Here is a 20,425-nt window from a genome sequence, read left to right as displayed (position 1 = left end):
TTATGAGAGGCTGATGGGAGGTCTTTGGAAAGCGGGTAGCGTTATTGAGACATAGTGCTTTTTTAATGGCGGGTAATCATTAAACACTAACTCGATAGTATTTAGGCTGACATTGCTAGGCAGTGCTGCCATATTGGCTTGTGCGCATACCGATATACATTTAGATTTATAGGCGTGATCAGACTTTTTCTCTGACGATTTTTGCTGCTCAGCATCTTGCATCTCGGCGCTTTGCATCTCTGAGTCCTGCATCATCATGTGGTCGTGACATGATGGGGTGACACTCTTGCCTGCATCTACATGTTGTTGCATAAAGCACGCAAGCTGATACCCAGCCGCCAGACTTTGCAGTGGCAGCAGCATGATTAATACAAAAGAGACAAGTAATTTCATTCTAGTCATGGAGATGTAGAGGCTATTTTATCTCTTTAAGTTCATTCGGCGCATTTGAAGGAAATATAAGACCATCGTCACCATTATAAACCTAGTCTTCTTTTTTTAACTTGTTAGCTTGTCGGCTATAGTTTGACATAAGGGGCTTGCGACATCGGTGCCTCAACCCTCGTTATTAAAAATTGTATCATCGAAGAACGCTTTCGCCAGTCCCGCTTGATGGATGGGTTATGCATTTTGCTCACTTATGAGGTGAATTGCTTTCCAGCACAAGAATATGGTTGAGATTCTAGCTGCCTCACCAGCTCCTTTAGTGCATGCTGCCTCAAATGCCTTGTTTTGGATTTCAACCCATTCGAACTTAAACCCACTTAAATCCTCAATGGAAACTTTATAGTTATGTTTGTGGGCGTAGTTATTTCTTATTTTGTTAATTGCTTTGAAAGCTGAGTAGTGTTTTTCGTCAATAAGACCCATTGCTAAGGCTAAGTCAGTTTTTAGTTCAAATGACCGTGTGCGTTTGAAGAAAGCTTCTGGAGTGGAAAGGTTTTTTGAAATTAGCACTTCAAGTACTTTTTCAATGAATATATGACCTTTGAGGATTGGTGAAATCTCCTCATCATCGAAGACAAGGCGTTCCATTGCATGTTGATCAAGTTCTTCAAAGGACAATTCATCAAAATTCAACGTTTATTCCTTGATATGCATATCGTTTGAATTAAGGGGTGCCAGGCGCCTCGCTTGAATGATGGGTTATGCTGGTCGTTCATAGAACTACCTTTAACTTGTGACCACCTGCAATAGCAAAACCTTCACGCTCATAAAATGCCAATGTTTTATCGAATTGTGGCATTGGCGGCGTAGTGACTTCTAGACGTTTCCAGCCTCGCGATGCGCCGAAAGACTTTGCTTGTGATACCAGACGGAGCCCTACACGGTTTGAGCGAAATTCAGGACGAACATAGAGCTCTGGTATGGTGCCAAAAGAACCTTCAGCGTAAAGAGCATAGCTTTCATATAACGCCACGAACCCAACTGCATTTCCATCACTTTTACGGGCGACAAATACGAAATATTTTTCTCGATGAAGAAAATCTTTGAGCCTATTCGTTGTTTCATCTAAATCAAAGTTAAATGCTTGAACACCTATAGCGTTGATAATTTCACTCAGCAACTCACCAACCATTACGGCTACTTCATGGGAATCATCGGCAGTTGCTTTTTGGATGGATATTTTTGCAGTCATCTGAATATGATCTAACGTTTTTTTATAACCATAGCATTTTTATATTTGTTTGTAATATAAAATGAACTCTGATAGATTAGCCGTATGTATTTGAATAAGACAAAATGGCTTATGTTATTGATTGCGATTTGCTTTGCGTTTCTGCAAGCATTGCAACCGTTTATTCATGCCCATTTTGATATCAATGAAAGTCAGCACGATGGTATTCATGTTGGTCTTGAACATGAAGAGCTTTTAAGCGCGCATGATGATAGCGTAATAGCACATTCGGGTGCTCCTCACGCTAAGCATACGATATCGGTTGATCCTGGCATTAAACATGATGTTGATATGGCAATATTCACAAGCTCAGTGTCATTCTTTCTGTTTTTTATATGTCTGACTATTTTATTTAAATCTGTCACAGCGCGCTTTCCGCAATTCACGCTCACGCACACTAAGCTACTTAAGCGGCAACCTCAGTCCGTTCGGGCACCACCGCAGTTCTAATTTCATTGTTGATTACCTTGGGTATGGTCTTGCCATGCTCAAGGTGCTATTTGAAATTAGGAGCGCTTTATGCAATTCCCATTTATCTATTTTGAGTACTTTAAATTTGAGTACTTCCAAAAAAGTATTCAGCATTTACTGATCTCATTCTTGTTGTCCATGGCGTCTATCACGGCGACCAGTGCGGCCGAACTTGTAGAACCATCGGCTCGATTGAGCCTTCACGATGCGTTGAATCTGGCATTAAAAGCGAACCCTGACATCGCTGTTGCTATGCGTGAACAAGAATCCGTAAGTGGCGTAAAGACGCAGGCGACACTTCGCCCTAATCCCTCTGTATCTACTTTTATGAAAGATACTAGAAATGCAACTAGGGAAACAACGCTTCAAATTAACCAAGAGTTTGAGCTTGGTAATAAGCGTGATGCTCGGATGGCGGCAGCAGAGACTTTATACAACAAAGCCGAAGTTGAGCTGGAAAACAAAAAGTCTGAAATCCACGCCAATGTGATTGCCGCATTTTATGGGGTGCTTGCTGCTCAAGAGCGTGTGAGTTTAGCAAAAACCTCTTTAGAGCTTGCTAACTTTGCGCTAGATGCTGCAAGTAAGCGTGTAAAAGCTGGCAAGAGCTCACCTGTAGAAGAAACTAAATCCAAAATTGCAGAGTCGGCTGCCAAGGTCGAGCTTAACCAAGCAAAAACACAACTCAGCGCTAGCCGTAAACTTTTGTCTGGCCTGTGGGGTAGCTCGACTCCGGTTTTTGAATATGCCGATGGAGATATTACCGCCATCCCTGAGGTTTCTGCGTTGCATGAGTTATCGGCAGGTTTAGATAATGCACCAGCAGTGAAGTTGGGAAAAATAGAAATCAGCATGCGGGAAGCATTTACTAAAGTGGAGCGCAGTAAATCTACCCCTAATATTACGGTGAGTGCAGGTGTGGTTAATAATCAAGAGCTTGGACTTAATCAAGCATTGTTAGGGTTGTCGATACCAATTCCAATTTTTGACAGAAACCAAGGCCGGCTGGAAGAGGCCATTAGCCGCACCTACAAAGCGGAAGATGAGCTGGTGGCGCTCAAAAATAGAATGGGTGTTCATTTAGCAGGGCAATACGAAAGGCTAAATGCAGCGCGTGGGGCAGCAGAAACACTAAGAGCAGAAATACTGCCCGGTGCTGAAAGTGCTTTTTATGCCGCCAATAAGGGGTTTTCGGCGGGTAAGTTTGACTTTCTGGATGTGTTAGATGCTCAAAGAACCTTAGTTCAAGCTAAGTCACAATATATACAGGCGCTGCTAGAGGCACATCAGGCAGTGGCAGAAATTGAACGTATTCTTGGTGATGTCGTTACTCACCATCGCAAGCCTTAGGAGCGAGTTATGCAAATAAAAAATAAACAACGCATTGCGATCATGGTGGTGATTGGCATCGCGGTAATACTAGGTGTGTTAATTCTTAAAACCGAAAAGCCAAGCGATCTTGCAAGTGAGCATGCAGATCATGCCGGGCATACTGAAACGTCGATGGAGACAGCAGCAGATGAAAGGCCTAAGCATGGAGAGGCAGGTCATAATCATGAAAAAGATCATCTTCCTTTAGTCACGGATGCACATGAGCAGCAGCATTCATCACAAGCTAAAGAGTTAGTGAAGGGGCCGCATGGTGGCAAGTTATTTACTCAGGATGGGTACGGCGTTGAAGTCACCATATTTGAGCAAAATGTAGCGCCAGAATTTAGAGTTTATACCTACCAAGATGGCCGTCCGTTAGACCCTGATGCATCAAGCATTCATATTCAATTAGAACGCTTGGGCAGTGAGCCCCAAACCTTTAACTTTAGCAAAGAGAATGATTATTTGAGGGGTAATGCAGTGGTGGTTGAGCCGCATTCTTTTGAGGTGAACATTACTGCCAAACACAAGAATAAGACTTATCAGTTTAATTATGATCAAGTTGAGGCACGTGTAAAGATCACGGATAAGCAGCTCAAACTAAATAGCATAGAAGTGCTTACCGCAGGGCCAGCTAAGATTAAAACCACCTTACATTTACAAGGTGAAGTTAAATTAAATGCGGATAAACGTGTTTATATTGTGCCACGTGTAGGTGGCGTTGTTGAATCCGTAGCTGCTAATGCAGGCGATAAAGTGCATAAGGGACAAGTGCTTGCGTCAATTTCCAGTCAGTCTATCGCAGACATCAGAAGTGAGTTGCTGGCGGCACAAAAAAGAGTTGAATTGGCACGCTCAACCTACAAAAGAGAAAAACAGCTGTGGGAGGAGAAAATATCCGCTGAGCAAGATTATTTACAAGCACAGAATGATTTGCAATCTGCTGAAATCAACACTGCCCGTATCAAGCAGAAACTTGGGTCATTAGGGGCTGGGGTTTCAAGTAAAGGCTTAGCCAAATATGAAATCAGGTCACCCATTGATGGCGTCGTGACGAGTAAGAACATTAGCCAAGGTAAGGTAGTTAGTGAGTTCGAAAATATATTTGAAGTCGCAGATTTATCTTCAGTGTGGGTGGAGATGAATATCTATGCAAAAGACATCAATACTGTGAAGGTTGGTCAACAAGTCACGATTAAAGCAACTGCGTTTGATGCAAAAGCACTCGGCACTATTGCTTATATGGGTGCGTTTGTGGGGGCTGAATCTCGTACTGCCATGGCGCGCGTTGTTTTAAACAATAGTAGCCGTACATGGTTGCCAGGCTTGCCTGTCAATATTGATTTAATCTCGGATGAGGTTGAGGTGCCGTTGGCTGTTTCTATTGAGGGCATTCAGACATTGCGAGATTGGACCGTGGTGTTTGGTCGTTACGGTGAGTTCTTTGAGGCGCGACCTATCCTATTGGGCCGTCGTGATGAAAGTCACGCCGAGGTGCTGCAAGGGTTTAACGCAGGTGATAAATATGCGGCTGGTAATAGCTTTTTAATCAAAGCGGATATTGGTAAGGCAGGAGCAACCCATGACCATTAAGCTGCTTCGATTCAATTGTATGGCTAAGGGGGCTCGTGATGTTTGAGAAACTTATTAGATTCTCTATCGACCAGCGATGGCTGGTGATGCTCATTGCGCTGGGGATTGCCGTACTGGGGATATTTAGTTATCAAAAATTACCGATTGATGCGGTGCCTGACATCACCAATATCCAAGTTCAGATTAATACGTCTGTGCCAGGATATGCACCACTAGAAACTGAACAGCGCATTACTTATCCGATTGAAACTGCAATGGCTGGCCTGCCAAGGCTAGAGCAAACTAGGTCGATATCGCGTTATGGTCTTTCACAAGTGACGATTGTGTTTAAGGAAGGCACGGATATTTATTTCGCACGCCAATTGGTGAACGAACGTATCCAGCAAGCTAAAGATAAATTGCCTATAGGGGTAGCCCCTATGATGGGGCCAACTTCTACGGGTTTGGGTGAAATATTTACATGGACTGTTGAGTCAAAAGACGGTGCATTAAAACCTGATGGAACGCCATACACACCGTTCGATTTACGTGAGATTCAGGATTGGATTATCAAACCTCAGCTACGTAATGTACCTGGTGTGAATGAAATAAACACGGTAGGTGGTTACGTTAAGCAGTATCAAGTGGCGCCTTATCTAGATAGATTAATGGTGAGAGGCTTATCTTTAAATGATCTAGTCGCGGCTTTGGAAAGTAACAACGCTAACATTGGCGCAGGATATATCGAGAAGTCTGGTGAGCAATATTTGATTCGAGTGCCTGGGCAAGTGAGCAATATTGATGATATTGGCAATATTGTGATTGAGAATAAGTTGGGCGTGCCAGTTCGAATCAAAGATGTTGCCGAAGTGTTGATTGGTCATGAGTCTCGCACTGGCGCAGCGACAGAGAATGGCCAGGAGGTGGTCTTAGGCACGGTATTTATGCTGACAGGTGAGAACAGTCGTACCGTGGCGGCCGCGGTAGAAAAACAGCTCACGGAAATCAACAAAACGTTACCGGCTGGCATTGTGGCAAGGACAGTTTATGACCGTACTATTTTGATAGATAACGCGATTAATACGGTAAAAACCAACTTAATGGAAGGCGCGATATTAGTCATCGCTATCTTGTTCATATTTTTGGGCAATATACGTGCAGCGCTTATTACGATGCTGGTGATACCGTTGGCAATGCTGTTTACTTTTACAGGGATGGCAACGGCAAAAATTAGTGCCAACTTAATGAGTTTGGGCGCACTGGATTTTGGCATTATTATCGATGGTGCTGTCGTGATTGTTGAAAACTGCATGCGTAGACTTGCACATGCCCAAATGGCTTTTAATAGACCGCTGACTCGTACTGAGCGTTTTAACGAAGTGTTCGAAGCTGCTAAGGAAACAAGAAAACCGCTGCTGTATGGTCAACTGATTATCATGGCGGTGTACTTGCCGATTTTCGCGCTCTCAGGGGTTGAGGGGAAAATGTTTCATCCGATGGCCTTTACGGTTGTTATTGCATTAGCAGGGGCTATGTTGCTATCGGTGACGTTTATTCCTGCTGCGGTTGCGCTGTTTATTAGTACTCATGTTAAAGAAGATGAACATGTCGCTATCCACTGGATAAAGCGATATTACGGCTTGGTGTTTAACTGGGCTATGCTTAATAAAGCCTTGGTGCTGACGATTGCTGCCGTATCGGTTGTGCTAAGTAGTCTGTTGGTCAGCCGAATGGGGACTGAATTTATCCCAAGTCTTAATGAGGGTGATATCGCACTTCATGCATTACGTATTCCTGGCACGAGCCTCACGCAGGCGGTGGAGATGCAAAAAGAGCTGGAACATACGATTAGGCTGTTTCCACAAGTGGATAGAGTTTTTGCCAAGTTAGGTACCGCTGAAATTGCCACTGACCCAATGCCGCCGAGTGTTGCTGATAATTTCATTATGCTGAAGCCTAAGTCAGCTTGGCCTGATCCAAATTTAAGCAAAAACGAACTGATCGCACAGATGCAAAAAGCAGTGGGTGATGTGCCTGGTAACAATTACGAGTTCACACAGCCCATACAGATGCGCTTCAACGAGTTAATTTCTGGGGTGCGAAGTGATGTTGCTGTGAAAGTGTTTGGTGATGATATGGACATCATGAATGCCTCTGCAGAGGATATTTCAAAAGTACTTGCTAGTGTTCAAGGCGGAGAGGATGTGAAAGTTGAGCAAACAACGGGCCTGCCAATACTCACCGTGAATATCGACCGCCAGAAGATAGCGCGGCTTGGTGTCAACGTTGCTGATGTTCAGGAAGCCGTTTCCATCGCGATGAATGGTCAAGAGGTTGGGACGCTATTTCAAGGTGATAGACGCTTTGATATTGTTGTCAGGTTACAAGACAACGTAAAAGCTGATTTGGATAATTTAAAGCGTCTTCCAATTAAGATAGGTAATCAAGAGCCAGCTGTCTATCTTCAGTTGGGAGAAGTGGCAGCCATTGATATTGCAACAGGGGCAAATCAGTTTAGTCGGGAAAACGGTAAGCGCAGCGTAGTTGTCACTGCAAATGTGCGTGATCGGGATATCGGCTCATTTGTCACTGAAGCACAGCAACGCATTCAGCAGGAAGTAAAAATTCCGCCTGGATATTGGGTGAATTGGGGTGGTACTTTTGAGCAGTTGCAGTCTGCAAGCAAACGTTTGCAAATTGTAGTTCCCTTAGCTTTGTTGCTCGTTTTTATCTTACTCTATGCTATGTTTAATAACTTTAAAGATGGCCTAATCGTATTTACTGGCATCCCATTTGCACTGACTGGCGGTGTGCTTATGCTATGGATTAGGGATATTCCACTTTCGATATCAGCGGGTGTCGGGTTTATTGCGCTATCTGGTGTGGCGGTTCTAAACGGGTTAGTGATGATTAGTTTTATTCGTCATTTAATTGCGGCTGGGAGGCCAATTGATAGCGCCATTCAAGAAGGAAGCATCAGTCGTTTGAGACCAATTTTAATTACTGCATTGGTTGCTTCTTTTGGGTTTGTGCCTATGGCCATTGCAACGGGAACCGGTGCAGAGGTGCAACGGCCTTTAGCAACGGTTGTTATTGGAGGCATCTGGTCATCGACAATATTAACGCTGCTCGTGCTGCCTGTGCTCTACCAAATAATTCATGGGCATAAGCGCAATAGTACGAAGGTTTTACGCAATTGATCTCTCGTTGCGAATAGTGGTTACTTGCTTAAATCTGATGGTGATTCAATTTTAGGCTACGCCTTTAAAACTGCACTGGCACAAGACAAAAAAGATACTGAAGCCAAGCACTAAATCTTACGGTTGTCCTATCAGATTATCAGGCGAATTAATCCCAATCAGCATTATATGCTGCTGAATATTGGCTCTATAATATAGGCTAATCCACACTGGATTAGCCTATACGTCAATTTGAAGGCCTCTCATTAAAAAGGTATGTTATGTCTCACGTGAATCAAAACTCCCCGAAATTATTCGCTCGCTTAAACCGTATCAAAGGGCAAATTGAGGCGCTTGATAACGCACTTAAAAATGGAGTTGCTTGTTCAGTATTCCTGCACCAGATTGCTTCGGTGCGAGGCGCTATCGATGGTTTAATGTCTGAAGCGCTCGAAGGTCACATTCGTGAACACTTAGGCGATAACAGCCATCCTGGTGAAGAGCGCCAACAAGATTTAGAAGAAGTGATTAATGTTTTAAAAACTTACCTTAAGTAATCCTTCTCTGGACATTCACCTTTAATCACTTTTCTGCGTAATCTGCGCTTCCAGATGTGCTTCATTCGCCGCAGTCTGGAAGCAAATTGTTGCATGCTTAGCATCAAGCTAAAATTTACTCCATTTTAACCATTCGAAATATATATGCTTTTTTGTTGACACGAAATATGCTGTAAACTCTTTTATAGGTATACCCCCTATGGCTTTATTGGGGTGTATGTGAGCGTAACGAAATATGAGAGTGAAGTATGAGATTTAAAGAAAAAATAAGTGTCGTAAAAGCATCTAGGGTCGCTAAGCAACCACCTAGGTTCTTCTACCTACTACACTTTATGGTGTTAAGTAATTTGACAGTGTCCGTGGCGCAAGCAGCAGGCTTGCCAGCTACTGATGAACTAACCTTAGAAAGCATTGTGGTAAGACCACAGAGCCAAGTATTAATCGGTATCGCAGATAGTGCCAGTGAAGGCACGGTCACAGCGCAGCAACTAAAAGCACGTCCCTTGTTACGCCCAGCTGAGGTGATGGAAGCAGTGCCTGGCATGATTGTGACGCAGCACTCTGGCGGCGGTAAGGCGAATCAGTATTTTCTCCGCGGTTATAACCTAGACCATGGCAGCGACTTTTCGACTTATGTGAATGGCATGCCAGTGAATCAGGTAACGCATGCACACGGTCAAGGCTATATGGATTTAAATTTTCTCATCCCTGAACTGATAGGAAACTTGCGCTACCGTAAAGGTGTTTACGCTGCAGAGGATGGAGACTTTGCCGTGGCGGGTTCTGCGCGTATTGATTACGTAAAATCTTTGGACACGCCGTTTTTGGACTTTACACTTGGTGAGTATGGCTACAAGCGATTCTTAGGTGCAGGAAGCCATAAGTTTGGCGATGTGAATGTGTTAGCCGCGCTTGAGTTAGTTGGTAATGATGGCCCGTGGGATCAATCTGAAAACCTAGTGAAGCGTAATGGTGTGTTCAGGGTTTCTTCAGGTAATGCCTATGAGGGTTATTCATTAACCGCCATGGCTTACGAAAACAACTGGACAGCCACTGAGCAAGTGCCGGTCCGTGCCATTGAAAATGGAGAAATCAGTAAATACGGTACTTTTGCACCGACTGATGGTGGTAAAACGCATCGCTACAGCCTAAATGGCGAAGTGGCTAAATCTGATGAAAAAGGACGCTGGAAAGCGAATGCCTATTTGATCGATTACCAGCTGAATTTATTTTCTACACCTTCTGGTTTGCTAGATGGTCAGCATGAGCAAGCGGATAAACGTTTAACATGGGGTGGGCAGGTAGCGCGTGAGCAAGATATTAATTTAGTGGGTAAAAACTCAACCTTAGATGTAGGCGTACAGTTAAGACATGACCGCATGTCAGAGTTAGGCTTATATCAAACGACCAATCGTGTGCGAGACACCACAACGCGTAAGGATGAAGTCGATCAAACTGGCATAGGTATTTTTTCTAATCTAAATACGCAATGGAATGATTGGCTACGCACCAATGTTGGCTTGCGCTGGGATGGTATCAAATCTGAAATTAAGAACAAGGGTGGCGAGTTTAATATCAATAATGGAGGCACAGGACGTGACCATCAAGTGAGCCCTAAACTTGGCGTCGTGTTTGGCCCGTTTGATAAAACCGAGTTTTACGCAAACTGGGGGCACGGTTTCCATAGTAACGACGGACGAGGCAGTACGGCTACTACCAATGCAGTAGACGGTTCATCACTAGAGCGCATCCCGTTGATTGCTAAAGCCGTAGGCAGTGAGCTTGGTGTTCGTACTCAACTGTTACCAAATTGGCATAGCAGCTTAACTTTTTGGCAAATAGCGTTAGATTCAGAACTGGTATATATCGGTGATGAAGGCGTTACTGAACCTAAAGGCGGCTCTAAACGTCGTGGTATCGAGTGGTCTAACTACTACAGCCATGATGGTTTGATATTAGATGCCGATGTCGCTATTTCACATGCACGCTTTAATGTGCCTAGTAATGGTGGCGATAAAATCCCTAATGCTATCCCTGTGACTGCATCGTTAGCTGTTACACACGATACAGGCGGCCAGTGGTTTGGCGGTGTGCGCACCCGTTACATTGGTGCATATCCGTTAGAAGAAACTGGCGCGCTTAAATCTAAAGCGTTTTGGGCGACTAACTTAAAGCTAGGCTATCGCTACGATAAACATATTCAGTTAAGTTTAGATGTGTTGAATATTTTTAACAGCACAGCTAATGATATCGAGTATTTTGGCGCAAGTTGCACCAATGCCGAAGGCGCAGGTTGCGGTGGTGGGGAAGGTATCGAAGGACGTTTGATACATCCCTTAGAGCCACGTAGTGTGAGATTAGGGCTTCGACTCAGTCTTTAATCGGAAAACTGGACTATCCACACTTTGATAGACACCGTTATAGTTTATTAAGCTATAACGGTGGTGGTGGCAAGGGAGCGACCTACTGAGGAATTTAGATCTGAAACAGTAAAATAAGTGGTTGAGCGTGGCTATATAGTGCAGATACGGCTAAAAGATTATGCCAGTCGGACACACAGCATTTACAAATGGGTGTGAGCATCAAGCCCATCTGGTCAGGAACAGAAAAAAGTGATGCTTTCCCTGACAGTCGTTAAACTGTAGGCATTTGTTGCTTGGCGCGCCCGGCGCGAGTGTTTGGCGGCTGTATCAGCGTCATACAAATCAACAACTTAATATCTTGAAGTAATTTTGCGTGTAACATATTTGACTTAGTAAATGCCAGACTATGAAGATAGTAATCTTCTACTTTCAAAGTAGTCATTTGCTTTAACTGTAAAGTTGAAATCAACGTCACTTCCTGTAAGCCCTTTAACTGCCTCTTGAATTTAATCAAGAGATACTTTAAAAAACTCTTTTCTGAAGTTAACAGAGTCAGTTTTATACAAACTCATCATGCGTGGTCATAAGCAACAGACTAGACCAGTTTCAGAACTGGGTGACTGGATTGAGTGGTTAATTAAGCTCCAATTTCATTAAAACCTCTTCATCTGCAACCATATCCAAAACCTCCTCGGTGAACTCATCGGGACACTCGCTAGACCACTCAGCACCTGCTTTAAAGTCTGTAGTCATCATAGGCAAGAAACTCATGTGCATATACTGTCCATTATCCATCTTAATTGCTTGTACTTGGTCGGGATGCTCTACCAAATCCCATGTGTCGGGAATGTCTAGCTCTAATTGGATTGTTACTAATAGTTTTTTCATTTGATGTTCCTGTTTTAAATGATTTGCGATGTCTACTAGGTGCTGGTGAAGTGAAGCACAAGAAAACTTTATCCTGTTGGCCCAGAAATTTCCTGATGCTGTATCAGCTCTATGATGTTGCTAAAAGGTTTTAGAGAAGTCGATAGTATCACTTGATGATTGAGTTTGATGCCACTTTTGGTTGTTCTTTGTAGACATGCAAATCACCTTAGTAGATTTATGTAACTATGAATACATTATCAATTAACGCTGATGCTTTGTAATAGCTGTGTCAGCTTGAGGTGGCTATGTGTGACACTTTGAGATTTTAAGTGGTTGATTTGCATCAAGAACCATTGTGAATTATGGTCTTGCTAAGCTGATGGCGCGCCCGGCGGGATTCGAACCCACTACCCTCGGCTTCGGAAACCGATACTCTATCCAAATGAGCTACGGGCGCATAAGTAGCCTCGCATTATAACAAACTGAGATGTTGTTTGTAGCCTTATACTTCATGCGATTGTATGAAGCCGTGATATTTTTTGTCTATGTGTTTTTTACCTTAAGGTAAAGTGTAGGTATAATAAATCCTTTATCCATAATTTTCGGGAACAAACGTAATGAGCAATGTAGATAATGAAGCTAATGGCTACTCACTAGGGCAGATTTTGCTTGCAGTTCTTGCTGGTGTCGTTGGTATTGTTGCATTTGTGGTTATTGTCGCCAAAATTTTTGGTGTGACAGATCCAGTTGAAGTTGATGAGCCTGTGGCAGTAGTTGCTAAGCTTGAAGAAAACATTAAACCTGTTGCGGTTGTTGAAGTTGCTGAAGAGGTTTCTGGTGCGCCGGTCGGTAAGAGCGGTGCTGAAGTAGTGAAGGCAGTCTGTTCAATGTGTCACGCAGCTGGTTTAATGAGCGCACCAAAAATTGGTGATAATGGTCAATGGGCACCTCGTATTGCACAAGGCTATGAAACTTTGGTGAAGCACGCAATTGAAGGTATTCGTAGCATGCCTGCGCGTGGTGGTAACCCAGCATTAACAGACGAAGAAGTGGCTAGCGCAGTGGCTGAAATGGCCAATGCATCAGGCGCTAAATTTACAGCACCTACACCAAAAGCAGCTGAAGCAGCGCCCGCTGCAAAAACTGCCGAAGCAGCACCTGTAGCGACTGAACCTACTAAAGCTGCTGAGCCAGCAAAGGCAACGGATCTTGTTGCCGCAGCGGCAGCCTCTGCACCAGTAGCGGCAGGCAAAAGCGGTGAAGAAGTTTATAAAGCTGTTTGTTTAATGTGTCACGGAGCTGGTTTGATGAATGCGCCAAAATTCGGCGATAAAGAACAATGGGCACCTCGTATTGCACAAGGTTACGATACCTTGGTTAGCCATGCAGTTAAAGGTGTGCGTATGATGCCAGCTAAAGGTGGTAACCCAGCATTATCAGATGCAGAAGTTGCGGCAGCAGTAAAACATATGGCAAATGCTGCGGGTGCAGGGTTTTAATTAGATTTCTAGTTTAAAGTAGTACACTAAAAGCCACTTATCCTATAAGTGGCTTTTTTATTGGCAAACTATTTTAATCATAAAGGTGGTGTTGGGCTGTGGCTACTTATGCAATAGGGGATATACAGGGTTGTTATCATGCTTTTCAAGCATTGTTAGCGCGTATTGGCTTTAACCAAGATAAAGATCAGCTTTGGCTGGTAGGTGATTTAATTAATCGCGGCAGTGGCACATTAGAGGTATTGCGCTGGTGCTATGCGAATCAGAACAGTTTACGCATTGTGTTAGGTAACCATGACTTACATGCATTGGTTGTGGCCGAGGGTATAGTGTCTGCGCATAAAGGCGATACGCTGGATGCTTTGATGGCAGCAGAGGATTGTGATGTTCTGCTGAGTTGGTTGCGCCACCAGCCTTTAATTTATCAGGAGGCTGGTTATTTAATGGTGCATGCGGGCTTGTTGCCACAATGGACTGCTGAGCAGGCGCTGACTTATGCGGCAGAGGTTGAGTCTGCATTACGTGGTAAAGACTACCTGCATTTTCTTACGCACATGTATGGCAATTTGCCCAGTCGTTGGGATTCTGATTTAACTGGAGTGGATCGATTACGTGTAATCACTAATGCGGCGACTAGGTTACGTATATGTACGGCAGAAGGTGAAATGGAGTTTAAATTTAAGGGAGAGTTGCACGATATCCCTAATGGCTATATGCCGTGGTTTGATGTTCCCACTAGAGTCACTAAAGATGTGCAGGTGATTTTTGGGCACTGGTCTGCATTGGGTTTGCAGCAAAGAGCTAATGTATTTGCTTTGGATACAGGTTGCCTTTGGGGTGGTAAGTTAACGGCGATGGATTTAAATACAAAGGTGATTGTGCAGGTTGACTCTCACCCTTTAGACCGCCCAATTCAAATTAAAAAGTCATAGCCTTAATTGTTTGCGAATCAGGCTTTCAATATGCAGTGTGAGTGAACGCCTATCCATCGTTGCATAGTCTGATGGTGAAATTGGTGTTAGAAAATGCAGTACGACGACTGGGCTTTGTTGCAACAACATATTGCGCATGGATTCAACTAGTGTGGTTTCCCCAGCGTAAGCTACTTTGGTGTTGATGCTGCCATCTGTATTAGGGTAGTGGATAGCCACTGGCCAAATAGAAGACTTCGCCAGAATAGCAGCTTGTATCAGGCTACTTTTAAACGGTTTCATTTCAGTGCCATCCGTTGTAGTGCCTTCTGGAAAGAAACATAAGTTATCGCCATTTTGCAGGCTGGCATAAGCCGTATCAATGGTACGTTTAGCATCCTGTCGCCGACTGCGGTCAATAAAGAGTGTATTGGCTTTACTGACCAGATAACCAAAAATTGGCCAGTTTTTAATTTCAGATTTTGCAATAAAACGTAATGGCACTAGGCTGTTGAGTGCGTGAATGTCAGACCATGAAATATGGTTGGCGACTAACATCGTGTTAGAAGAGAAAGAGGAGCTTGTGGGAGGGTTTCCCACTACTTTCACGCGAATGTTAAATGTGGTCAGTAATTTAGCGCACCACCATTGAATGAGTTTTGCCTTTATTTGATTACCCGTGAGTGGAAATAAAGTAGAGGCAATTACCAAACCAACCAGTGTGTGTAACAAAACACGCGTTACTCTAAAATAGCGAGTAATAGCGTTGGTTGAATTGAGGTTAGGTGCTGTCGTTTGCAAAGTAAATGCGCTAGTCAATGAGTCGACTTTATTTTACATCAGTTGTGTTGAGTTACATGAGTGAATATGGCGCTATAGACTTCGCATTAGTTAATTACATGTCATGAATATAACGTTTTTGGCCGTTCCGCTTATTTTAAGAAGTGTGCGGCATATCTTGGGTTGATTCTAGATAACGGTAACATGACTAGCATATCTGCTGTATTAAAGTAGGGATCCCATGCTGGTTCGCCACAGATATAAGCGCCTAGACGTAAGTAACCTTTAATAAGCGGAGGGCATGCGACTTGTAGGTTATTGTGCAGCGCTTGTATTGGTAGTGGATTGCGTGCAAATACACGATACTCTAAAGGTGACAGGTATTCATCACGCAGTTTATTGTAAAGGCTCGCTGCACTGTGTCCGCCATCAGACATGCTCACACTGCCACAACCAATCATGTATTCGTAATTATGAATCTGCATGTACTTTGCAAGACCAGCCCAAAGCATAGTGATCGTACCGCCATTGCGATAGTTTTGGTGTACGCATGCCCTGCCTACTTCAACTGTACGGTCAAACAGATGCGATAGGCGACTTAAATCAAACTCACCAGCAGAGTAGTAACCACCAGCTTCGTTGGCTTTTGATGGACTTAAAATTCTGTAGGTACCAATTACCTGGTTAGTGCCGCTATCTCTGACGATTAAGTGGTCGCAAAACTGATCAAAGCCATCAATGTCCAAACCACCAGTGCCTGAAAGCTGAGCGCCCATTTCTTCAGCAAACACTTTGTAGCGTAAGCGCTGCGCTTCTTCAATTTCTGCCTGTGTATGTGCTAAGTTTACATACAATCTTCTTTGTGAAGCGGGCTCTAGGTTGCGAGTATTAATGCTGTCAATTAAGCTTAAATCTTTACGTATTATCAAGGTATTCTCCATGAAATTTATCTATTAAGATTGAAGAGCACTTTAAAGTGTAAATATGAAGAATTAATGACGAGTAGATGACGCTTTGTTGACAGCTTATTGAGATGATCAATCGTATGTTGATGTAGCTTGTGGAAATTGCTGCAGGTGATATTTAGCTTAAGTCTGCTACTTGGATGGGTGTTTTGTTATTGATACACCATGCTGCTTTATCTATTAAAGCAGCATGGATAAGATTAGATCTAGAAACAGGTTAGTGTGACACGCGAGTTGTGCCGCCACTTTCAATCAGGCGTACTCTTTCGCCTGCTGCAAAGGCTTCATCTGCCTCTTGTACGATTGCAAGCAAGCCGCCACCATCAAGTTTAACGGTGATTTCTAGCGCATCTTTTCTGGTTGCGACTTCTTCTGCCGCTGAGCCAGCGAGGCCACCTACTACAGCACCAATCACAGCGGCAATAGTACTGCCTTTTCCACTGCCAATTGAACTGCCGGCAACGCCACCAATTGCACCGCCTGCCACAGTTCCGATTGGTGATTTAGTGCCTTCAAGTTTTACTTGGCGTACACTTTCTACTGTACCTGTTCTTACTGTTTGTGTTTTTCTAGCATCTTCTCTGCTATAAACAGAGCCAGAATTAGAGCTCGCACATGCAGCTAAAAATACACTGAGTAATGCTATGACGATAAGCCGGCTAGTATGCATTTTCTTTTTCCTTTATTTTAAGTTGATGATAAAGCGATGAAATTAACCAGCTAGGCCTTCTGTTAATGCTGTTTCATTCACAAGTGCTTGGGTGTAGATTATTTCAATATCTGCACGTGTTGGCGCATGGTTTTGTCCACCGCGGCTAGCGATTTTAATCGCGCCCATTGTTGAGGCAAGCCTACCACACGTTGGCCAATCCCAGCCTTGAGAAATGCCATATAACAAGCCAGCACGATATGCGTCACCACAGCCTGTTGGGTCAACAATCTCAGTAGCTACAACGCACGGGATGTCAAAGCGTTGACCGTCAGCATAAATTTGTGAGCCCTGACCGCCTAATGTTACGACCAGCGCTTTAACTTTTAGTGCAAGCTCTTCGAGAGATAAGCCGGTTTTGTCTTGAATGATTTGTGATTCATAATCATTCACGGCAAGATAGTCCGCCATTTCGATAAACTGCAGTAGTTCCTCACCATTAAACATTGGTAAGCCTTGCCCTGGATCAAACAGGAACGGGATGCCGGCTTCAAAACATTCTCGCGCATGTTGGAACATGCCATCTCGTCCATCTGGAGCAATCACTGCCAAACTGATGTCCTTTGCGTCGTTCACACTATTTTGGTGTGACTCTACCATGGCGCCTGGATGAAATGCTGTGATCTGATTGTCATCAATATCGGTAGTAATAAATGCTTGGGCCGTGAAGCTATTGGGTATCATTTTGATGTGAGCAGTGTTGATTTTGTTCTTATTTAGCCACTGTGTGTAAGTGCCAAAGTCTTCACCAGCTGTTGCCATAATCAGCGGCTTACCTTCAAGTAGTTGTAGGTTATAGGCGATGTTACCTGCAGTGCCACCAAATTCTCGGCGCATCTCAGGCACGTAAAACGCAACACTTAATGCATGAATCTTGTCTGGCAAGATATGGTTCGTGAATTTATCTTGAAACACCATGATGGTGTCGAAGGCGAGTGAGCCACAAATGAGTGTATGCATGAAATTAATCGAGACGTGAAAAAAGAAACATTATCTTAGGTATTTGCCTATATAGGCAAGTTATAGATAAGTAGGTTGATGATGGGCTGTGTTTTAGTGCGTAAGCCGTAGGTGGCTCTAATGGTTAAGCGCGCCATCAATTAAGATTTTTGCGGCTGTCTTTGCATATTTGATAGCACCAGAGCCGCGTTTCATTTGCTCAGCTTGAACTGCGCCTTCAAAAAGAAGGGAGAGTTGTAGTGCCAAGCCCTCAGCATCTTTAATATTAGCTTGTGCCGCTAAATGCTGAATATATTGCTTAAATTGCTGCGATTGCTGTGAAGACAGTTGGTGAACAGGGTTGTCTTCTTTTGGGAACTCGGCTGAGGCCTTGATGAAACCTACACCATGAAAGTCTGGTGACGTGACCCATTCTTCAATGTAATCAAATAGCTTTTGAAGTTTTTCGGTAGGTTGCTTGGTGTTGCTGCTCAACTTATCGTTGAGCCAGTTTTGAAAATCCTGATGACCTTGTTTAAGTACTTCAAGAATTAACACTTCTTTACTACCAAAATACTTATACAGGGTCATTTTGGTCGTGCCGGCGACAGCCACAATCGTATCAACTCCAGTTGAGTTAATGCCCTGCGTTTGAAATAAATTGCTCGCAGTAGTGAGTATTTTTTCACGTAAGCCAGTCATGACACCATTATACTAATCTGTATAGGCTGATTGCAACTATTATTTTTTCTGAGCAAATGGTTACTATTTGGATGCTGCCATCAGCATTGGGGTGAAATTACATTTCACTTTTTCTAGATACTCATTCGCGATGGCTAAGTCGTCTAGGTTTGAAGGTAGTTTCCCACCCACTACATTTTCTAAATAGATGGCCTTGTGCTTGTCTGGCATCAATAATGCCTCTGGAAACTGACATGTGCCTTGGCGCATCAGCTCATATTTCGCATACATTTGGGTTGCGTCATGTGCGGTTAAGTGTTGGTCTTCTTTTTTCGCAAGTGCTGAGTTGTTGTCGTTATTTAATTCAGCATTCATGCGTTCTGTCGATTGCTGGTCTTTTAAGAATGGTGCCCATATTAATGATGCGCAGATTGCTAGCGCTAATGTAGCTGCAATGCTGTAAGCAATTGGTTTAGATAATGCGGGCTTGATTTGCACTGTTTTAAGCGGCTGAGTTTGAGCCAAAATCAGTGCACTTGCTGCTTTTTTTGCATGCGTTAGGCTGTTGCTGGACGGGTGAGCGATATTCTGTTGTGCGGCATTGCGAGCAATCAATACGATATGTTCAGCAAGAATTTCAGGGTTTTCCGCACCTAAAGCTTGGGCTTGCGTGATGCAGTAATCTAACAGTAATGAGTGGTTAGCGTTGCTTAAATGGCAATGTTTCAGTATGTTAGGTGCTTTTAGCCAGTCGTTAAGAATGTCAAACAAGCTTAATAAGCGGCCCTCAGGTGTACCGCTTGATTTGGCTAGCATGTAGATTAGCCAAGAAGAACTTAGTAAGTCCGAGCCAGATAAGTCCGAATCATCATAATTCATGCGATAGCTTTCAGTTAAAAAGGTTTAACCACAACGAGTATTACCACCGCAGTCAGCAGTATGACGGGTAATTCATTAAACCAACGGTACCAAATATGACCGTGTTGGTTTTTATCTTGACTGAAATCTTTGACAAGTTTTCCGCAGTAAAAATGATACCAAACGAGTATCGCGACAAGTGTTAGCTTTGCATGCATCCACGCACCAGAAACTCCATAACCCAGCCATAACCAGAGCCCAAACCCTAGTGCGAGTAAAGCAAGCGGCAGCATAAAGCGGTAAAGTTTTTTTTCCATCAACTTTAACTGTTCGGAGGTTGCTTGGTTGGGTGTTTCTGCGTTTAATACCATCGCGTGGTTGACAAATAGTCTGGGCAGGTAGAATAAGCCCGCAAACCAACTGGTGATAAAAATAATATGAAGCGCTTTAATCCAAAGCATTTATACACCCAGCTCTTTATTTAGTAATTGTTGTAATGCAACAAAGTCTAACTCACCTATCGTTCTTTGTAGTAAGTCACCTTGTTTGTTGTAGATGAAGGCAGTGGGTGTTAATCTCACTTTGCCAAACAGTTCAGTGATTTCCGCGCGCTGGTCATGCATCACTGGGAAAGGCAGGTTTTGTGCCTTACTGTAATTTTTGATTTGTGAGATTTCGTCATGCGGCATCGCAACGGCAATCACTTCAAGCCCTTTGGCTTGGTAGGTATGATAAGTCTTAATCAGTTCGGGCATCTCTTTAATGCAGCCTGGGCAGTCTGTCGCCCAGAAGTTAACAATGACTACTTTGTCCTTTAGAGATGCCATCGAGATTTGCTTACCATCAATGGTGTTAAACGTCACGTCAGGCGCTTGCGGCTTCTTGGTGAGTTGAAGGCCTAGTAGCACTAACAGTGCAATAATAATAATTGGCAGTAGAGATTTTTTTAATAATTGATTCATATTAGTAGTCTAACTTTATTTACGGATATTCCCACTGGTTTTTACTGAGTTTTCAATGAA

At 43.5% G+C, this 20,425-nt stretch carries 20 protein-coding genes and 1 tRNA gene; 8 read left to right on the top strand and 13 right to left on the bottom strand.

All coding sequences use genetic code 11. The features are described from left to right. The 3 genes from FG24_RS01870 to FG24_RS01860 all read right to left on the bottom strand — a co-directional run bounded on the left by FG24_RS01870 (nt 1) and on the right by FG24_RS01860 (nt 1,639). On the bottom strand, nt 1–393 hold the full coding sequence (locus FG24_RS01870; RefSeq protein WP_036300373.1) for a hypothetical protein: 393 nt from the start codon (nt 391–393) through the stop codon (nt 1–3). A 228-nt stretch (nt 394–621) separates the two neighbouring features. After that, nucleotides 622–1,080, bottom strand: a complete 459-nt coding sequence (locus FG24_RS01865) for a hypothetical protein (RefSeq protein WP_036300372.1) — start codon at nt 1,078–1,080, stop codon at nt 622–624. Between the two features lie 79 nt (nt 1,081–1,159). After that, on the bottom strand, nt 1,160–1,639 hold the full coding sequence (locus FG24_RS01860; RefSeq protein ID WP_036300369.1) for a GNAT family N-acetyltransferase: 480 nt from the start codon (nt 1,637–1,639) through the stop codon (nt 1,160–1,162). 90 nt (nt 1,640–1,729) lie between these two features. Here FG24_RS01860 and FG24_RS01855 point away from each other — a divergent pair, with 90 nt between their 5' ends. The 6 genes from FG24_RS01855 (at nt 1,730) to FG24_RS01830 (ending at nt 11,209) form a co-directional block, all read left to right on the top strand. Next, nucleotides 1,730–2,128 carry a hypothetical protein gene (locus FG24_RS01855; protein ID WP_152553386.1) on the top strand — a complete coding sequence of 133 codons (399 nt, stop codon included), beginning with the start codon at nt 1,730–1,732 and terminating at the stop codon, nt 2,126–2,128. Nucleotides 2,129–2,197: 69 nt separating this feature from the next. After that, nucleotides 2,198–3,499, top strand: a complete 1,302-nt coding sequence (locus FG24_RS01850) for a TolC family protein (RefSeq protein WP_036300363.1) — start codon at nt 2,198–2,200, stop codon at nt 3,497–3,499. A gap of 9 nt (nt 3,500–3,508) precedes the next feature. Then, the gene (locus FG24_RS01845; RefSeq protein WP_036300360.1) at nt 3,509–5,113 is read left to right on the top strand and encodes an efflux RND transporter periplasmic adaptor subunit; all 1,605 of its coding nucleotides are present in this window, start codon (nt 3,509–3,511) and stop codon (nt 5,111–5,113) included. 38 nt (nt 5,114–5,151) lie between these two features. Next, complete coding sequence (locus FG24_RS01840) at nt 5,152–8,292, top strand: efflux RND transporter permease subunit (RefSeq protein ID WP_036300358.1); 3,141 nt, start codon at nt 5,152–5,154, stop codon at nt 8,290–8,292. Between the two features lie 260 nt (nt 8,293–8,552). Beyond that, on the top strand, nt 8,553–8,828 hold the full coding sequence (locus FG24_RS01835) for a metal/formaldehyde-sensitive transcriptional repressor (RefSeq protein WP_036300356.1): 276 nt from the start codon (nt 8,553–8,555) through the stop codon (nt 8,826–8,828). A 248-nt stretch (nt 8,829–9,076) separates the two neighbouring features. Further along, nucleotides 9,077–11,209: a TonB-dependent receptor gene (locus FG24_RS01830; RefSeq protein ID WP_036300353.1), complete on the top strand. Its 2,133-nt coding sequence runs from the start codon at nt 9,077–9,079 to the stop codon at nt 11,207–11,209. A 615-nt stretch (nt 11,210–11,824) separates the two neighbouring features. Here the strand turns inward: FG24_RS01830 and FG24_RS01820 are convergent. Together FG24_RS01820 and FG24_RS01815 are read right to left on the bottom strand one after the other, a co-directional pair. Beyond that, complete coding sequence (locus FG24_RS01820; protein ID WP_036300349.1) at nt 11,825–12,079, bottom strand: hypothetical protein; 255 nt, start codon at nt 12,077–12,079, stop codon at nt 11,825–11,827. Nucleotides 12,080–12,441: 362 nt separating this feature from the next. Beyond that, a tRNA-Arg gene (locus FG24_RS01815) sits at nt 12,442–12,518 on the bottom strand. Between the two features lie 160 nt (nt 12,519–12,678). Here FG24_RS01815 and FG24_RS01810 point away from each other — a divergent pair. Further along, nucleotides 12,679–13,560 (top strand): c-type cytochrome, encoded by an 882-nt coding sequence (locus tag FG24_RS01810; RefSeq protein ID WP_036300346.1) that lies wholly within the window; start codon nt 12,679–12,681, stop codon nt 13,558–13,560. Nucleotides 13,561–13,658: 98 nt separating this feature from the next. Next, nucleotides 13,659–14,492 carry a symmetrical bis(5'-nucleosyl)-tetraphosphatase gene (locus FG24_RS01805; protein WP_036300344.1) on the top strand — a complete coding sequence of 278 codons (834 nt, stop codon included), beginning with the start codon at nt 13,659–13,661 and terminating at the stop codon, nt 14,490–14,492. Here the strand turns inward: FG24_RS01805 and FG24_RS01800 are convergent. From FG24_RS01800 to FG24_RS01765, 8 genes are all read right to left on the bottom strand, one after another. Beyond that, nucleotides 14,487–15,290 (bottom strand): lysophospholipid acyltransferase family protein, encoded by an 804-nt coding sequence (locus tag FG24_RS01800; RefSeq protein WP_235189707.1) that lies wholly within the window; start codon nt 15,288–15,290, stop codon nt 14,487–14,489. The two genes, FG24_RS01805 and FG24_RS01800, sit on opposite strands and share 6 nt — an antisense overlap. Before the next feature lie 113 nt (nt 15,291–15,403). Then, entirely contained in the window at nt 15,404–16,174 is a 771-nt protein-coding gene (locus tag FG24_RS01795; protein WP_369797039.1) for a GNAT family N-acetyltransferase, read from the bottom strand. Nucleotides 16,175–16,433: 259 nt separating this feature from the next. Further along, nucleotides 16,434–16,886, bottom strand: coding sequence for a glycine zipper 2TM domain-containing protein (locus FG24_RS01790; RefSeq protein WP_036300342.1), 453 nt, complete (start codon nt 16,884–16,886; stop codon nt 16,434–16,436). 42 nt (nt 16,887–16,928) lie between these two features. Then, entirely contained in the window at nt 16,929–17,885 is a 957-nt protein-coding gene (locus FG24_RS01785) for a carbohydrate kinase family protein (RefSeq protein ID WP_036300339.1), read from the bottom strand. Between the two features lie 117 nt (nt 17,886–18,002). After that, nucleotides 18,003–18,566, bottom strand: a complete 564-nt coding sequence (locus FG24_RS01780) for a TetR/AcrR family transcriptional regulator (protein ID WP_036300337.1) — start codon at nt 18,564–18,566, stop codon at nt 18,003–18,005. 63 nt (nt 18,567–18,629) lie between these two features. Continuing rightward, nucleotides 18,630–19,424: a hypothetical protein gene (locus FG24_RS01775; protein WP_036300335.1), complete on the bottom strand. Its 795-nt coding sequence runs from the start codon at nt 19,422–19,424 to the stop codon at nt 18,630–18,632. A gap of 14 nt (nt 19,425–19,438) precedes the next feature. Then, nucleotides 19,439–19,864, bottom strand: coding sequence for a CopD family protein (locus FG24_RS01770; protein ID WP_036300332.1), 426 nt, complete (start codon nt 19,862–19,864; stop codon nt 19,439–19,441). Then, nucleotides 19,865–20,365, bottom strand: a complete 501-nt coding sequence (locus tag FG24_RS01765; RefSeq protein WP_036300329.1) for a peroxiredoxin family protein — start codon at nt 20,363–20,365, stop codon at nt 19,865–19,867. Nucleotides 20,366–20,425: the final 60 nt, after the last annotated feature.

Source organism: Methylotenera sp. L2L1, from assembly GCF_000744605.1.
Classification (GTDB): domain Bacteria; phylum Pseudomonadota; class Gammaproteobacteria; order Burkholderiales; family Methylophilaceae; genus Methylotenera.
This window is presented reverse-complemented; position numbering and strand designations above follow the sequence as displayed.

Excerpts from the sequence above, each read along its gene's own strand:
- FG24_RS01835 (WP_036300356.1), top strand. The coding sequence starts at position 8,553 with ATGTCTCACGTGAATCAAAACTCCCCGAAATTATTCGCTCGCTTAAAC.
- FG24_RS01810 (WP_036300346.1), top strand. The coding sequence starts at position 12,679 with ATGAGCAATGTAGATAATGAAGCTAATGGCTACTCACTAGGGCAGATT.
- FG24_RS01845 (WP_036300360.1), top strand. The coding sequence starts at position 3,509 with ATGCAAATAAAAAATAAACAACGCATTGCGATCATGGTGGTGATTGGC.
- FG24_RS01770 (WP_036300332.1), bottom strand. The coding sequence starts at position 19,864 with ATGCTTTGGATTAAAGCGCTTCATATTATTTTTATCACCAGTTGGTTT.
- FG24_RS01850 (WP_036300363.1), top strand. The coding sequence starts at position 2,198 with ATGCAATTCCCATTTATCTATTTTGAGTACTTTAAATTTGAGTACTTC.
- FG24_RS01785 (WP_036300339.1), bottom strand. The coding sequence starts at position 17,885 with ATGCATACACTCATTTGTGGCTCACTCGCCTTCGACACCATCATGGTG.
- FG24_RS01780 (WP_036300337.1), bottom strand. The coding sequence starts at position 18,566 with ATGACTGGCTTACGTGAAAAAATACTCACTACTGCGAGCAATTTATTT.
- FG24_RS01860 (WP_036300369.1), bottom strand. The coding sequence starts at position 1,639 with ATGACTGCAAAAATATCCATCCAAAAAGCAACTGCCGATGATTCCCAT.
- FG24_RS01790 (WP_036300342.1), bottom strand. The coding sequence starts at position 16,886 with ATGCATACTAGCCGGCTTATCGTCATAGCATTACTCAGTGTATTTTTA.
- FG24_RS01870 (WP_036300373.1), bottom strand. The coding sequence starts at position 393 with ATGAAATTACTTGTCTCTTTTGTATTAATCATGCTGCTGCCACTGCAA.
- FG24_RS01765 (WP_036300329.1), bottom strand. The coding sequence starts at position 20,365 with ATGAATCAATTATTAAAAAAATCTCTACTGCCAATTATTATTATTGCA.
- FG24_RS01820 (WP_036300349.1), bottom strand. The coding sequence starts at position 12,079 with ATGAAAAAACTATTAGTAACAATCCAATTAGAGCTAGACATTCCCGAC.
- FG24_RS01840 (WP_036300358.1), top strand. The coding sequence starts at position 5,152 with ATGTTTGAGAAACTTATTAGATTCTCTATCGACCAGCGATGGCTGGTG.
- FG24_RS01775 (WP_036300335.1), bottom strand. The coding sequence starts at position 19,424 with ATGAATTATGATGATTCGGACTTATCTGGCTCGGACTTACTAAGTTCT.
- FG24_RS01830 (WP_036300353.1), top strand. The coding sequence starts at position 9,077 with ATGAGATTTAAAGAAAAAATAAGTGTCGTAAAAGCATCTAGGGTCGCT.